Below are 13,635 nucleotides of genomic sequence, written 5' to 3' on the forward strand. Positions count from 1 at the left end.
CGAAGGAGCGTGAGCCGCCGTCAGAGCTTGAAGGTCGTGAAGTCGTCATCGCGCTGCGGGTCACCGGGTGGCGGGTCGTCGTCGGGGTCGTCCTCGTCCAGCGGGGCCAGGTCGGGGTTCTGCTCCGGTGCGAGGGTCACCGACCCGACCAGGCTCTGCCAGTCCGTGCCGGGGTTCTGCTCCAGGACGGCCAGCAGGTCGCAGAACGCCATGATCGTCGTGCGCGGGGTGCGGAAATAGGCGTCGCCGATCTTCTCCGAGCAGTGCCGCATGAAGGCCATGACGGCCTCGTCGGGAAGGACGTGGGCGCCGGCGTCACCCCCGGCGTGGACGTGACGCAGCTTGGTCAGCAGGACGTAGAAGTCCTCCTGGGTGAGGGGCTGCAGCTCCAGGACGGGGCCCGTCAGGTCGACGAGGCCGTCGGCGGCGAAGGCGTTGTCGGCCAGCCGCGATTGGAGCGCCGGGTAGCTGAACAGCCCGCGCCTCGAATCCCGGAGGAACTCGGGGGTGCCGCCGAACAGGAAGCCCAGATGCCCCGTGCTGCCCTGCAACGTGTCGTTGAGGATCCGGAGGATCTGCTCGTAGTTGGCGTTGCGCGCCCTCGTCGAGGCCAGCTTGTAGAGGTTCACCATCTCGTCGGCGCAGATGAGCAGGCCGTCGAAGCCCGCCAGCCGGACGAAGCGGCTCATCAGCTTGAGATGGTCGTACATCGTCCCGTCGTCGATGATCGTGCGGACGCCGAGCGCGGCGCGGGCGTCCGTCCGCGTCGCGTACTCGCCGCGCAGCCACCGGACGGCCGCCGACTTCAGATGCTCGTCGCCGCTGTCGTGGCCGCGCCAGTAGGCGCCGACGACCTCCGCGAAGTCGTACCCGCCGGTGAGCTCGGACAGGTGCCGCATGCGCGACCGGATGACCTGGTCGGGCGTCTCGCCCGTCCGCTCCGCCTCGGCCAGCGCCGTGGACACGAAGCGCTCGACGACGCCGGGGAGCGCGCCGCCGTCGGGCTTGGACCGGCTCGCGAGGTTGCGCATCAGCTCGGCGTACAGCCCGCGCGCCTGGCCGCCGGTGGCGTGCAGCCGCCGGTCGGGGTTCAGGTCGGCGTGCGCGGTGACGAGGCGCTTCTCCATCGCGATCGACCGGACCAGGTGCAGGAAGAACGTCTTGCCGGCCCCGTAGTCGCCGATCACGAAGCGCAGGGCCGAGCCGCCGTCGGCGATGCGCTCGACGTCTGCCAGCATCGCGCGCACCTCGGCCACGCGGCCGACCTGGACGTGCTGCTGCCCGACCCGGGGAACGACGCCCGCCCGCAGGCTCTGCAGCAGGGCGTCGCGCTCACGCGGCCGGATCCGGACCGGCGCGGCGGGGCGCGGGTCCTGCGCCGCGTCGGCCTCGTGCGTCGTCACAGCATCGCCTCCAGCGCCTCGCGGTTGATCTCCAACGGGTCGTCTCCTTCGATCACTGGTTCACCGGTCGTCTCGTAGGCGGCCTCGTTGAGGCGGTCGATCGCGCCGTCCGGGAGCACCCGGTGCGCGGCCGCCAGCTCCTCCCACGAGGCCCTCGGCAGGGTCGGGTGCGCGGGCAGCGCCCTGATCAGCCGGGAGTGGCCGCCGTCCAGCCCGGCCACCGGCGCGACACCCGGCGGGGGCGGCGACGGCGCGGGCGCGGGGTCGTCGTCGCCGAACACCGAACCCAGGAGCGCGGAGACCTCGGCGGCCTCGGCGATGCGCGCGGCCAGCAGCGACTCGTCCAGGCCGAGCCCGTGTCCCCGGTGGACGCCAGGCCCAGCGGCGGCGGGTTCGGCGGCCGGGGGCGGGACGGCGTGTCCGCGCTCAGGCCGGCCCGGACGCACGACCACCGGATCGGACGCGGGCGGCGGAACCGCGGGCGCCCCGTTCATCTCGGACGCCGCGGCGCGGAGGTGCTCGTCCATGACCTCCGGTGCCAGGCCGAGGAGCTTCGCGATGCGCCGCAGCGTCTTCACCTCGGCGGGGTCGATCCGGCCGTCGGCGGCGGCCACGGCGGACAGGAACCCGGCGAGATGCTCGCGCTGCCTCTCCTCGACGGTCTCGATGCGCCGCGCCAACCCGGTGAGCTTCACCTCGGTCGCCAGCAGCCAGCGCAGATGCGCGCGCAGCCGGGTCCGTTCGGCGCGGGTCAGGTCGAGCGCCTCTTCCAGGTGCCCGATGAGGAGTTCCTTCTCCTCGACGGCGACGTGACCGTCCGCCAGGCTGACCGCCGCTCCCAGGTGCAGCAGCAGGGACGCGGCCCGGTAGGCGTGCGACGGCGCGGCGTCCACGGCGTCGTCGACGTGGAAGAAGACCACGGAGCCGCCCTTCGGCACCGGGCCGCCGAACCGCGGGTCGGGCTCCAGGCCGATGCCCGCGTGACCGAGGAGGCGGGCCAGCGCGATGACGTCCTTCTTGGCGGGCTCGTCCGCTCCCGACCAGCGGAGGAGGTCGGCCGCCGGGACGGCCGACATGGCGAAACCGCCCAGCCGCGACCGGGCCCATTCCGTGAACGCGCCGGCGTCCCCCGAGCCGAGATCCAGCAGCTCCTCCGGCAGGAGGGCGGCGGCGGCCAGGGTGCCGCGCAGGCCGGGGTCGCGGCCGATGACGCGGCTGTAGGCGTCCAGGCTCTCGGCGCATTCGTCGGCGAGGGAGGCGAGCCGCCGCAGCGGCAGGGCCTGGTCGAACACGTCCGGGACGCCCGGGACCTCCAGCGTCACGGGTCCGCGGAAGCCGCCGCTCGCCGGACGGTAGGCGAAGGCCGGCGGCGGCCCCGCCGGCTTGATGTGGAACCCGCCGAGATGGCGGTCGTCGTAGCGCACCGCGAAGAGCTCGGCGAACTCCCCGGGGCATCGTTTGGCGGCCGTCCGCGGCGAGTGGGCGGGGTGGGACGTCACCCAGGCGAGAGCCCATTCGGCGGGCACCGGACGCCTGCCGCGCGCGAACTCGCCGAGCCCGACGCGCAGCCGCGCCGATGGCCGCCGCCGGTCGGCCTCCGGCGCGGGACCGGCGCACGCGGCTCCGTCCGCCGCCGCCACCGAAACGGCCTCGATCAGCCTGCGGAATCCGGTGGCGTAGCCCTGGAATGAGGCGTCGGATCCGAACAGCTCAAGCAGCCGCTCCACCTCGGCCTGGATGAGCGGGAGCTCCGCCGCGCGCGCCGTCTCGTCCTGCCGCAGGTCGACGAGGACGCGACGCTCCAGGCCGTACAGGAACAGGAACGCGTACCCGACGGACACGTCCCGATGCCGGCGTCCGGCCTCCAGCCAGCGCAGGTAGGCGGCGCGGCAACCCGGGGCGATCTGAGAATAGGACGGCCAGTAACCGAGGTCTCGGCCTGTCCAGTCGGGCGACCCCAAGTCGACCGGCAGCCGCGGGTCGATCAGCGCGGGCTCGACGTCATGCCCGGACGCGGCGGCGAGGTCCGTGCCCACGTACAGCATGCCGCCCGGCAGCGTGCGCCCCGCGACCCGGCACGTCTGCCCGGGCGCCGACCATCGGCCGGCCGAACCAGCCTGCTCAACCGCCTGTCCAACGCCCTCTCCGGCCACCCATGACACCTTGAGCCCCCTCGTCCCGTTCAGCGCCCCCGCGGATGCGCTAGAGATGACGCTCCCGCTCGCCGTCCGGATGACAGCGAAGCAGGCCCGGCCCCGGCCCGAGGTGCTCCTTGTCCGCATCCGGTCACTGTGTGCGATCTCGGCGGTCGTGCGGGGTGGTTGTAGCTCTAGGATGGGGCGACCAAATCGCCGAAATTATGGGCGTTGGCGAGCAATCGAACAGCCGGCCGATCCACGGCCGATGCCCGCCGGGTCGGTCGGCGCCGGACACCGGGGTCCGCGCCGCAGAGGTCACGGAGGCCGCGTCGTGAGCATCGCCGGTGAGACGGCCTCCCAGACGCAGACCGGGACGCAGGCCCTCGCCCGGACGGGCCGTGCCTGACATGCGGGGGTCGGCCGCGCCGGTGCTGGAGCTGCGCGGCGTGTGCAAGACGTTCGGCGGCGCCCACGCCCTCACCGACGTCGATTTCACGTTATCGGCGAGTGAGGTCCACGCCGTCGTCGGGATGAACGGCGCGGGCAAGTCCACCCTTGTGGAGACGATGTGCGGCGCCATCGTTCCCGACCGGGGCACCGTCCATGTCGCCGGGCGCCGCCACACCGCGCTGACCCCCCGCCGGGCCCTCGCGTCCGGGGTGAGCATCGTCCATCAGAAACGGTCGCTGGTCCCGGGGTTGACGATCGCCGAGAACCTGCTCCTCGGCCGCCTCCCCACCCGGTTAGGCGTGGTGTCGTGGCGGGACGCGCGGCGGAAGGCGGCGCGTGCCCTCGCCGAACTCGGCATCGAGATCCCCGTCGAACGAATCGCCTCATCGCTCGATCCCGCCGAGCAGACCCTCGTCGAGATCGCGCGGGAGGTGCATCGGGGCAGGCGCATCCTGATCCTGGACGAGCCCACCGCCACACTCGGCGCCGCCGACGCCGCGCGGATCCACCACCTCGTCCGCACGCTCCGCGCCCGCCGCACCGGCGTCGTCTACATCTCCCACGACCTGGACGAGGTCCTCGGCCTCGCCGACCGGATCACGGTCCTGCGGGACGGGCGCCGGGTCGTCACCGTCCCGGCCGCGGACCTCGACCTGCCCGCCCTCGTCCGCGCCATGGCCGGCGACAGGCTCCGCAAACAGACCCACGACCGCCCCGACCGCCACGACGACCGCGCGGCCGTCACCGACGAGCCCGTTCTCGAACTCAGCGGCCTGACCACCGGACGCCTGCGCGGGTTCGACCTCGCGGTCCGCGGCGGGGAGATCACCGCGGTGCTCGGGCCGTCCGGCGACGGGCAGTCCGAGCTGTTCCCGCTGCTCAGCGGGCTTCGCCGGGCGGAGTCCGGACGGGTGCGGATCGGCGGGCGCGACGTCCCGTCCGGCAATGTCGGTGCGGCGCTCGCGGCGGGGATGCGCTGCGTGCCCGGCGACCGGCTCGGCAACGGCCTGGTCCCGGGGCTCGGCGTGGACGAGAACCTCGACCTGGTCCGCCGCGGCCTCCGCCGCACCTTGCTGGTGCGGTGGAGCCGGATCCGCGCGCATGGGCGCGCCGCCCGCGACCAGTACGGCATCACGGCCCTGCACGCAGACCCGCCCGTCGCGGCGCTCTCCGGCGGCAACCAGCAGAAGGTCCTGCTCGCCGCCCGGCTCGGCACCGAGGTGACCGCGTGCCTGCTGGAGGAGCCGACCGGCGGCGTGGACGTGGCGTCGAAGGCCGACGTCCAGCGGCTGATCGGCGGGCTGGCCGCGCGCGGCGCGGCGGTCCTGCTCGTGTCCGGCGACGTCGACGAGGTCGCGGGGCTCGCCGACCGGGTCGTGGTCGTCCGGGACGGCCGGACGGTCGCCGACCGCCCCACCGCCCAGGTCACCCGCGACGACCTGCTCGCGCTGATCGCGGGAGGGCGCACGCCATGATCTCCCTCGGCGCCCTCCGCGCCCGTGCCCGCGCCCGTGCCACCACCGTGACGCTTCCGGCGGGCCTGACCCGGCACCTCGGGCTCCTGACCGTCCTCCTGCTGATCGGCCTGTTCGCCGCGCTGAAGAGTTCCGCGTTCCTGACCGGCGCGAACCTGCTCAACGTCTCGCAGCAGGTCGCCGTCACCGCCGTCCTGGCCGCCGGGCTCACCCTGCTCATGACCGCGGGCGGGATCGACTTCTCGCTCGGCTCCATCGCGGCCGTGACCGCGGGCATCGTCGCGCGGCTGATCGCGTCCGGGACGGGGGAGTGGACGGCGGTGCTCGCGGGCCTGGCGGTCGGCGCGGCGATCGGGTTCGGCAACGGCGCGGCCGTGACGGTGTTCGGCGTCGCGCCGTTCGTCGTCACGCTCGCGACGTCCACCGTGCTCGGCGGCGTGGCGCTGCTGATCATCGACGGGCAGAGCGTGTCGATCGGCGACCATCTGGTCGGGCTCGGGTTCGGCGAGGTGCTCGGCCTCGTCCCGGCGACGGTGGTCGTCGCGGCGCTGGTCTGCCTGGGCGCCTGGCTGATCATGCGCTGGACGGCGTTCGGCCGCAACGCCTTCGCCATCGGCGGCAACGAGAACGCGGCGCGTCTCGCGGGCATCCCGGTCGCGCGCACCAAGCTCCTCCTCTACACGCTCGGCGGCCTGCTCGCCGGGCTCGGCGGCGTCATGCTCGTCGCCCGGCTCGGCGCGGCGAGCCCCGGCACCGGCGGGCTCCAGCTGGAGCTGACCGTCGTCGCCGCCGTCGTGATCGGCGGCACCGCGCTGACCGGCGGCAGCGGCACCGTCGCCGGGACGGTCCTCGGCGTCGTGCTGCTCGGCGTCGTCGCCAACGCGCTCAACCTTCTCCAGGTGGACGCGCACTACCAGGACGTCGCGGTCGGCGGCGTCCTGCTCGTCGCGGCCATCACCAACCATCTGCGCGGTCGAATCTCGCTGAAAGGGTTTTCATGATCGATGTCTCACGCGGACGCCTCCGCCGGACGGCGGTCCTGACCGCGGCGCTCGCCGTCGCCCTCGGGTTCACCGCCTGCTCGGTGGACGACGGCGAGAAGCAGGGCGCCGTCCCGTCCGGGAAGAAGATCAGGATCGGGTTCGTCAACGGCAACCGCATCGAGTTCCACATGTGCCTGGAGAAGGCGCTGCAGGCGCGGGCCGCCCAGAAGGGCGTCGAGGTCGTGACGGCGAACTCCGCGGCGGACCCGACCCGGGAACTGGCGAACATCGACGACATGATCGTCAAGAAGGTCGACGTCATCGTCGTGCAGACCGTGCACGTCGACGCGCTCCGGGGCGGCGTGAGCCGCGCCAACCGGGCGGGCATCCCGATCTTCCTCACCGGCGTCACGGGCGGCATCGACCAGTCGAAGATCCTCGGCGCGGTCGTCGCCGACGTCAACCAGGTCGGAAGCTCGCTCGGCGCCTGGCTGGCCCAGGACACCGGCGGCCGCCCCGCCGAGGTCGCGGTCATCGGCGGCGCCCCCGGCGGCGCCGCCGAGCTGATGACCGCCGCGTTCAAGAAGAGCGCCGGGACGCAGGCGAAAGTGGTGTTCGAGCAGCCCGCGTTCTGGCAGCGCGCCAAGGCGCAGGACGTGGCGGAGAACCTCCTCCAGGCCCGGCCGCGCGTCAAGTACGTCTTCGTCCACAACGAGGACATGGCCTTCGGCGCCGAGGCGGCGTTCCGGGCCGCGCGCCGCACCGACATCGAGATCCTCAGCAACGGCGGCACCCCCGACGGCGTCCAGGCGATCAAGGCCGGGCGGTTCGCCGTGACGGTCAGCAACACGCCGAAGGACATCGGCGAGATGGCGGTGGAGAACGTCGTCGCGCTGCTCCGCAAGGAGCCGTCGGCCAAGAAGATCGACAACGTTCCCCAGCTGGTCGTCACCAAGGCCAACACGGACAAGGCGCCGCCCTACTGCGCCGTCTGAGCGATCCGCCCTGGGACGGTCTCAGCCGTCCCTAGGCGGTCGTTCGACGCGGTCGGCGAGCCGCTGCCGTCCCGGCCCCGAGAGCTCCGGGACGATGCCGCGCCGTCCCGCGATCACCATCAGCAGCGCTTCGGCGGGCCCGCGCACGTCCGGCCCGGACCCCCGCGACCAGTCGAGATCGGTCGCCACGAGCCGCACGCCCCGCGCCCTCCAGAAGCCGCCGATCGCCGGCGACCTCAGCGCGCCCCGCAGCGCGGGCAGCAGCCGCTCCGCCGGGATCTCGCGGGACCTGCCGAGCGGGCGGCGGATGTCCTGGTGGTGGATGACCCCGTCGGTCAGCGCGATCAGGCCGCTGAGCCCCGCGGTCAGCCCCGTCGGCTGGAGGCGCCGCCTCAGCATCGCCAGGAGTTCCTCAGGCGTCCGCGTGCCGGCCCCGGCGACGCCGACGGCGTTCGTCCGGCTCACCGTGAAGCGCCCCTGGGCGATCCGTCCCGCGAGCTCCCGGACGCCCAGGTCCTCGTAGCTGATCATGTGGGCGACGACGTCGCGCACCCGCCATCCCGCGCACAGCGACGGCGCCTCCCACTGCTCGGGCGTCAGCGTCTCAAGGAACGCCGCGAGCTCGGCGCGCTCGTCCCGCGCCAGCGGCTTCAGGTCCATGAGCACCTTGCCTAACGCACACCGGTGCGCCCCGGCAACCTGCGCCCCGCCCCGGCCCCCGAACGGATGCGGCGGCGCTTTCAACGCTGGCTATCGGTGAGGAGTTGATCACGGAGAAGACTCAAGTTGATCTTTAAAACGGACGTCCGGTAAGTTCTTTTGCAGTGGACCAAAAGTTCACGTTTCACTGGGGAACAAGGAGAGTACGTGAAGCAGCGCATGGGCCGGATTCTCGCGACGGGCCTCGTCGCGACGTCGCTGACCGGGATCGGCACGCTCGTGCTGGCAAGCCCGGCCAACGCCGAAAGCAGGTGCGCGACCAGCACGAAGGAGTACCCCACCAACGGGTTCAACGCCGACGTGAAGGTCGAACTCTGTTTCAACCGCAACTGGGGCGGCCCGGGCGGCAGCAACAGCTACAAGTGGGCGACCGCAAAGGTCAGCTGGGGCGATTCGGGGTCGGGCAAGTTCGAGAACTTCGACGTGCAGGTTCGAATCGAGCAGAACGACTCCGACGTCAAGACGAAGACCTGCGATTTCACCTCGGCGATCAACGGCAGCAGCTCTGGCTCCGCGACCTGCCGGCTTCCCGGCTCGGGGTCTTACGTGAACATCAGCGGCAACAGCGCCGACGGGCACGTCGTGGCCAACGTCAACGACGATGGTGACGGCAACAAGACCTGGGGCCTCCAGGGCACCCCGCTGCTCTGACCCGCCGCGAACACCGAGGGCCTCGTCCGATGCTCGGACGAGGCCCTTCTCACCGCGCAACGTCATCGATGGGACCACGCCTCGATGACGGCCCGCGCAAGGCCGGGCGGATCCGCCGCGTGGACGATCTGCCACCGCGTCCCGCCGGGGACGACGGCCCACCATTCGTTGGTCGACGCGCCCCACCAGCAGACGACGCCGTCGAACCGCGCCTGCAGCTCGGCGATCACGGCGCCGTCCGACCGATCCGGCTGGGCCGGGGGAGCGGGCCGCGCCCCGCCCGCCCCCGGGCCCTGATGCGACCGGGCCGCGAGGATCGTCGTCACATACGGGATGAGAATCCGGATCACCCTGGCCGCGGCGACGTCCGGCCTGGTGTGCGGCGCCAGATCCTCACCCGTGCTCGACCGGAACCACCAGAGGCCGCTCTTCGTGCCGGGCACGAGCCTGACGCTCTCCCCGAACTCCGGGATGGACGCCTCGGTGACGCGCACGAGCGGCTGGGTCCCCGTGTAGCAAGGGACGGCCTTCCACCCTTTTCGCGTGAGTTCCTCTACAAGTCGGTCGAGATGGGCCGTTACTGGCTTAGCGGGAACGGTCGCGTAGGCGCGATGCGGCCAGTTCCATTGGACTAGCACCGGTCCCACCTACTGCGCTGACCCGTGGTTCGACCGGTCGCGCGACTGAGTTCGGTGGCCAGAGCCTTACGAAGCTCTTCCGCAGTGCTACGAACAATGGTCGCGTCTACACCGGCCTTAGGGTCGTGCAGAGTGGCGACCCAATCTCCGAGTAGTCCGTCGTGGCGCGTAGCACGCCAGATTCGATGCCCCTGGAAGTCCTCCCGGAGCCGAGCCAACGCCTGCTCAGCGGCGTTAACGGGCAAGTTCATGATCGGCTGAACCTTCGCTCTGATTTCTGTGCGTTACCGCTCCCAATCTTCCTGTAATCGGGTTATCTTCAAGAAGAGCAAGAAGCCCGGCGCGAGAAAGCCCCCGCGTGCGATGAGAAAGTCGCAGCGCTTTCGGATCTTGGAGGCTCCCATGCCCCGTCGCCCCCGCGACCCCGGTGTCCCGTGCTCGCCGACCGAGTACTTCGGTACGGAATTGCGGGCTTATCGTGAAGCGTCCGGATTGTCCCGGCCGCAGCTCAGCGAGAGGCTGGGATTCACCCCGCAGTGGATCGGCCAGGTCGAATCGGGCAATTCCGCACCTTCCGAGGAATTCGCCGAAGCCTGCGACACGTTCTTCGGGACGAACGGGGTGTTCCACCGCATCTGGAAGTGGATTCAGGAACTCGGCAGATTGCAGGTGCTGCCTCCAGGGTTCCGTCCCTATGCCGAGGCCGAGGGTGACGCGTCCTACGTCAAGGCGTTCGCGCCTTTGCTGGTTCCAGGGCTATTGCAGACGCCCGACTACGCTCGAACGGTGCTGGAGGTCGGTCAGCGGCCCGGGAAGATTGAGGAGTTGCTTGCGGTCCGCATGGAGCGCCAAGAGCTGCTCGCCAAGGAAGACTCGCCATGGTTCCTTTTCGTGCTGGGCGAGTACGCTCTCCGACGGAAGGTCGGAGGCCGCGAGGTCATGTGTGGGCAGCTCGAACGGCTCCAGGACCTTGCAAGCCAGCCGCATATCACGCTTCAGGTCGTCCGAGACGATGCCCCCGTCTACCAGGCGAGCGGATTCGTGCTTCTGGAGTTCAAGGAACGCGCCAGCATGTGCTATATGGACAGCGGAGGCGGATACGGTCCCCTTCTGGAGAACCCTCGCGACGTGGACGAGCGTGCCGTAGCCTTCGATCAAGTGCGATCTGCCGCACTACCGGCCGGCGACTCCGTGCGTTTCGTTCGCGCGGTCATGGAGGGTCTATGAACGTGGTCAACCTGTCGTCCTGCATCTGGCGTAAGAGCAGTCGCAGCGATTCGTCGGGTGCGGAGTGTGTTGAAGTGGCTTCGATCCCAGTGAAATGGCATAAGAGCAGCCACAGCACTGGTACCGGTGGTCAGTGCGTCGAGGTAGCACCGATGGTGCCGATCTCCTCTGCGGAATGGAAGAAGAGCAGTCGGAGTGACAACACCGGGGGGCAGTGCGTCGAGGTGGCGGACTTGGCGGCGGCGGTGGCCGTGCGGGACTCGAAGGACCCGGATGGGCCGAAGCTGGTGTTCGGCCCCGCCGCGTGGCAGGCGTTCGCGTCCAAGGTCAAAGCCGGAACCCTAGACCTGGCCTAACCACCACCCCCCGACCAGACAGCGCCCCCGGCCTCCGTCCACCCGACGGACCGGGGGCTTCGTACTTGGAGAGCAGCCAACGACGGCGATGCGCGAAGACGCTGATCAGCCCTGAAGGCGAGTATTCGTCCTAAGTGATCGCGCACGCGGCTACTGCGGTGGACGGGGCACGCCTGTGTGTTCGGCCAGGCGCGGGAAATGCGACCAGACCGCCGCCGGGTCCGTGAGATCGATCCGGTCGCCGGTCGGGTCGATGCCGGGCTTGCCGGTCGGAGGAAGGCCGCCGCCGCAGTCACCCGTCAGCTCTTCCCACATCTCCCAGACCAGCATGCCGAACTCCTCGGCATCGCCGCGACGGGCCTCTTCGGCGTCCTCGGCCAGGTCGGCCAGGCAATCGGGATCAGCCGCGATTCGATCCACGACCGCGCGGCCATGGCTGATGATCCAGGCGCGGACATCGCTGAAGAAGTCGTCACTGACAAACCCCAGCAGGACCCCGGCGGCATCCCAGATCGGCCAGGTGAACACCCGCTCGTTGACGTCCGCATACCGATCGCGATACGCCAGCAGGACGTCGACCGAGTTCGCCCGGAAGAACTCGCGCAGCAACTGGACCTGGCGAGCCAAACTACCTCCGCCGTCCCGGCGGGCACCCTCGACCAAACCCCAGAACTCATCCTCGGTCATGGCGGGAAGCTACAGTCCGCCGCCGACACTTCAGCCGTTTGACAGGGGCACGCCATATTTCGCTCTAAGGGCCGCCGACTCGGGGCCTGTCCGGGGCGAGCGGTGCCCGGCGTGCTCGATGCTGGCCACGACATCGGCGAGGACGCATCGGACCGGGGGCGCACATGGTCAAGGGCCGGCTACGCCGTGCGCTCCGCCGCCTGCTGCGCCAGCGCAGCAGGCGCGCGGCGTCACAGGACCCCGCGCTGGTGGGGTTGCTGGCCGGCAGCCGGTTCGCGGGGCTGCCGCCGGAGGAGAACGCTATGTCCGCCGAGCAGGCGCGGCGCGCGATGGCCTTCCTCCTCGACCTGGCCGAGCAGATGTTCCGCGTCGGGGCGGAGACGAGGCAGATCGAGATCTCCGTGATCGCGGTCGCCGCCTCCTGCGGCCTGCACCCGCTGGAGCTCAGCATCGTGGGCCACACGGTCGTCCTCCAGCATGCCCCGCCCGGCAGCGATCCACGGGTCATGATGAAGGTCGCCCGGTCCACCGGCGGCCGGGACCTGTCCCGGTCGGTGCGGCTCCACCACATGGTGGACGACATGGTCCGGCACCGCCTCGACCTGTCCGGCGGTGAACGGACCCTTCAGGAGATCAAGCGCCTGGAATCGCGCTGGCCCCTGGGTGTGCGGCTGGCGGGCCGGGCGGTGCTGGTCTCGTCCGTCACCCTGCAGGCCAACGGCACCTACGCCGGCGTGCTGTTCGCCGTGGTCGTCATGGTCGTCATCGAGCGCGTGGGCCGGACACTGGCCCGCGGCGGCGTCCCCGGCTACTACGCCACCTTCGTGCAGGCGGCGCTGGTGGCGGGACTCGGCATCCTGGCGCTCGACTTCGAGATGCTGTCGCTGCGGGCCTACGCCAGCGCGACAGCGGCCAACCTGGTCCTGCTGCTGCCGGTGCGCTCGGTGGTCTCCCTCTCCCAGGACGCCATCACCCGCTTCGGCACCACCGCCGCCGTGCGGCTGATCAACGTGGTGATGGAATTCGGCGCGCTGTTCGCCGGGATCGCCACCGTCGCCTTCGTCGCCAGGGACGTGCAGGTCGTCGGGCACGCGCAGGGCGTCCAGTTCCCCAGCCTGCCGATCTGGCTCGCCGTCCTGGCGGCCGCGGTCGGCGCCACCGCCAGCGGCGTCGCCTCGCAGGCCCCCTTGCGGCTGCTGCCGTTCGCCGCCCTGATGGGGACGCTCTCCATCACCATCCGGGTCGTCGGCAGGCAGTACATGAGCCTGCCGCCGCCGCTGGCCGTGCTGCTCGCCGCCATCGTGCTGGGTACCGTCGCGGGACGTCTCGCGTCCCGGTTCCGCCTCCCTCCGGGCGCGCTGATCACACCGGCCATCAGCGCCTCCCTGCTGCCCGGCCCCGACATGTACCGCAGCCTGTCGGCCTACACCGCGGGAGCGGGATCGTCCCACGCGGGATTGCAACTCCTCAGCGCCGTGACCGTCACCGTGGCCATCGGCGCCGGCGTCGTGCTGGGGAACATCCTGGGCGCCAAGAAGGAACTGCGGGAAGAGCAGACCCCGCAGGAGCAGTGAACCGCGCCCGGCAGTGCCCGACGTCGGTAGGCGGCGTGGTCCCTGCCGCCGGCGATAGGTTGAGGGACCATCACTCACGTCCATCCGAGAGTTCAGCCAGGAGGGCCGTCCGATCACGGCGATGCCCGAGAAGCCGCCGCATGTTCGCGCCGATCTGCGCGAGGCGTTCGCGGCGCTCGATGTGATGCCGGGCTTTGACGACTACACCCATAGCGCCTCGGTCTCGCTCGGGGAAGACCTGCACGTTCCGGCACCGCTCGAAGGCGTCTTGCCGACCGGCGAGTTCTGAGGCTCCGTCGTCGCGCTCGAACGTCCCGTCCTCGGGGGGCTGGAGCGAG

The 13,635-nt window shown here is 71.2% G+C and carries 13 protein-coding genes; 8 read left to right on the forward strand and 5 right to left on the reverse strand.

Translation table 11 applies throughout. The features are described 5' to 3' along the window. Positions 1-20: 20 nt before the first annotated feature. Both ACH34S_RS20560 and ACH34S_RS20565 read right to left on the reverse strand, forming a co-directional pair. Positions 21-1,403, reverse strand: a complete 1,383-nt coding sequence (locus ACH34S_RS20560) for an ATP-binding protein (protein ID WP_395954301.1) — start codon at positions 1,401-1,403, stop codon at positions 21-23. After that, a complete protein-coding gene (locus tag ACH34S_RS20565; RefSeq protein ID WP_395954302.1) occupies positions 1,400-3,685 on the reverse strand; it encodes a TerB N-terminal domain-containing protein in 2,286 nt (761 codons plus the stop codon). The genes ACH34S_RS20560 and ACH34S_RS20565 overlap by 4 nt, the downstream gene beginning before the upstream one ends. Positions 3,686-3,948: 263 nt before the next feature. Here ACH34S_RS20565 and ACH34S_RS20570 point away from each other — a divergent pair, with 263 nt between their 5' ends. The 3 genes from ACH34S_RS20570 to ACH34S_RS20580 are packed head-to-tail and all read left to right on the forward strand — an operon-like array spanning position 3,949 to position 7,444. Then, positions 3,949-5,466, forward strand: a complete 1,518-nt coding sequence (locus ACH34S_RS20570) for a sugar ABC transporter ATP-binding protein (protein ID WP_395954546.1) — start codon at positions 3,949-3,951, stop codon at positions 5,464-5,466. Then, positions 5,463-6,467 carry an ABC transporter permease gene (locus ACH34S_RS20575; RefSeq protein ID WP_395954303.1) on the forward strand — a complete coding sequence of 335 codons (1,005 nt, stop codon included), beginning with the start codon at positions 5,463-5,465 and terminating at the stop codon, positions 6,465-6,467. The genes ACH34S_RS20570 and ACH34S_RS20575 overlap by 4 nt, the downstream gene beginning before the upstream one ends. Then, complete coding sequence (locus tag ACH34S_RS20580; protein ID WP_395954304.1) at positions 6,464-7,444, forward strand: sugar ABC transporter substrate-binding protein; 981 nt, start codon at positions 6,464-6,466, stop codon at positions 7,442-7,444. The genes ACH34S_RS20575 and ACH34S_RS20580 overlap by 4 nt, the downstream gene beginning before the upstream one ends. Positions 7,445-7,465: 21 nt before the next feature. Here the strand turns inward: ACH34S_RS20580 and ACH34S_RS20585 are convergent, their stop codons facing one another. Beyond that, positions 7,466-8,104 (reverse strand): maleylpyruvate isomerase family mycothiol-dependent enzyme, encoded by a 639-nt coding sequence (locus ACH34S_RS20585; protein ID WP_395954305.1) that lies wholly within the window; start codon positions 8,102-8,104, stop codon positions 7,466-7,468. Positions 8,105-8,311: 207 nt separating this feature from the next. Here ACH34S_RS20585 and ACH34S_RS20590 point away from each other — a divergent pair, with 207 nt between their 5' ends. Then, positions 8,312-8,815, forward strand: a complete 504-nt coding sequence (locus ACH34S_RS20590) for a hypothetical protein (protein WP_395954306.1) — start codon at positions 8,312-8,314, stop codon at positions 8,813-8,815. A 62-nt stretch (positions 8,816-8,877) separates the two neighbouring features. On the opposite strand, the gene ACH34S_RS20595 is transcribed toward ACH34S_RS20590, so the two are convergent. Then, positions 8,878-9,309 carry a hypothetical protein gene (locus ACH34S_RS20595; RefSeq protein WP_395954307.1) on the reverse strand — a complete coding sequence of 144 codons (432 nt, stop codon included), beginning with the start codon at positions 9,307-9,309 and terminating at the stop codon, positions 8,878-8,880. A gap of 546 nt (positions 9,310-9,855) precedes the next feature. On the opposite strand from ACH34S_RS20595, the gene ACH34S_RS20600 reads away from it, so the two are divergent. After that, positions 9,856-10,680 (forward strand): Scr1 family TA system antitoxin-like transcriptional regulator, encoded by an 825-nt coding sequence (locus ACH34S_RS20600; protein ID WP_395954308.1) that lies wholly within the window; start codon positions 9,856-9,858, stop codon positions 10,678-10,680. After that, the gene (locus tag ACH34S_RS20605; protein WP_395954309.1) at positions 10,677-11,036 is read left to right on the forward strand and encodes a DUF397 domain-containing protein; all 360 of its coding nucleotides are present in this window, start codon (positions 10,677-10,679) and stop codon (positions 11,034-11,036) included. The genes ACH34S_RS20600 and ACH34S_RS20605 overlap by 4 nt, the downstream gene beginning before the upstream one ends. 150 nt (positions 11,037-11,186) lie before the next feature. Here ACH34S_RS20605 and ACH34S_RS20610 read toward each other — a convergent pair whose 3' ends face one another. After that, positions 11,187-11,723: a DUF4240 domain-containing protein gene (locus ACH34S_RS20610; protein WP_395954310.1), complete on the reverse strand. Its 537-nt coding sequence runs from the start codon at positions 11,721-11,723 to the stop codon at positions 11,187-11,189. 164 nt (positions 11,724-11,887) lie between these two features. Here ACH34S_RS20610 and ACH34S_RS20615 point away from each other — a divergent pair, with 164 nt between their 5' ends. Together ACH34S_RS20615 and ACH34S_RS20620 are read left to right on the forward strand one after the other, a co-directional pair. Continuing rightward, the gene (locus tag ACH34S_RS20615) at positions 11,888-13,297 is read left to right on the forward strand and encodes a threonine/serine exporter ThrE family protein (protein ID WP_395954311.1); all 1,410 of its coding nucleotides are present in this window, start codon (positions 11,888-11,890) and stop codon (positions 13,295-13,297) included. 121 nt (positions 13,298-13,418) lie between these two features. Beyond that, positions 13,419-13,586 carry a hypothetical protein gene (locus tag ACH34S_RS20620; protein ID WP_395954312.1) on the forward strand — a complete coding sequence of 56 codons (168 nt, stop codon included), beginning with the start codon at positions 13,419-13,421 and terminating at the stop codon, positions 13,584-13,586. Positions 13,587-13,635: the final 49 nt, after the last annotated feature.

The sequence above is a fragment of the Actinomadura sp. 3N508 genome, from assembly GCF_044326375.1.
Lineage (GTDB): Bacteria > Actinomycetota > Actinomycetes > Streptosporangiales > Streptosporangiaceae > Spirillospora.

Excerpts from the sequence above, each read along its gene's own strand:
- ACH34S_RS20565 (WP_395954302.1), bottom strand. The coding sequence starts at position 3,685 with ATGCGGACAAGGAGCACCTCGGGCCGGGGCCGGGCCTGCTTCGCTGTC.
- ACH34S_RS20570 (WP_395954546.1), top strand. The coding sequence starts at position 3,949 with ATGCGGGGGTCGGCCGCGCCGGTGCTGGAGCTGCGCGGCGTGTGCAAG.
- ACH34S_RS20575 (WP_395954303.1), top strand. The coding sequence starts at position 5,463 with ATGATCTCCCTCGGCGCCCTCCGCGCCCGTGCCCGCGCCCGTGCCACC.
- ACH34S_RS20580 (WP_395954304.1), top strand. The coding sequence starts at position 6,464 with ATGATCGATGTCTCACGCGGACGCCTCCGCCGGACGGCGGTCCTGACC.
- ACH34S_RS20585 (WP_395954305.1), bottom strand. The coding sequence starts at position 8,104 with ATGGACCTGAAGCCGCTGGCGCGGGACGAGCGCGCCGAGCTCGCGGCG.
- ACH34S_RS20600 (WP_395954308.1), top strand. The coding sequence starts at position 9,856 with ATGCCCCGTCGCCCCCGCGACCCCGGTGTCCCGTGCTCGCCGACCGAG.
- ACH34S_RS20605 (WP_395954309.1), top strand. The coding sequence starts at position 10,677 with ATGAACGTGGTCAACCTGTCGTCCTGCATCTGGCGTAAGAGCAGTCGC.
- ACH34S_RS20610 (WP_395954310.1), bottom strand. The coding sequence starts at position 11,723 with ATGACCGAGGATGAGTTCTGGGGTTTGGTCGAGGGTGCCCGCCGGGAC.
- ACH34S_RS20615 (WP_395954311.1), top strand. The coding sequence starts at position 11,888 with ATGGTCAAGGGCCGGCTACGCCGTGCGCTCCGCCGCCTGCTGCGCCAG.
- ACH34S_RS20620 (WP_395954312.1), top strand. The coding sequence starts at position 13,419 with ATGCCCGAGAAGCCGCCGCATGTTCGCGCCGATCTGCGCGAGGCGTTC.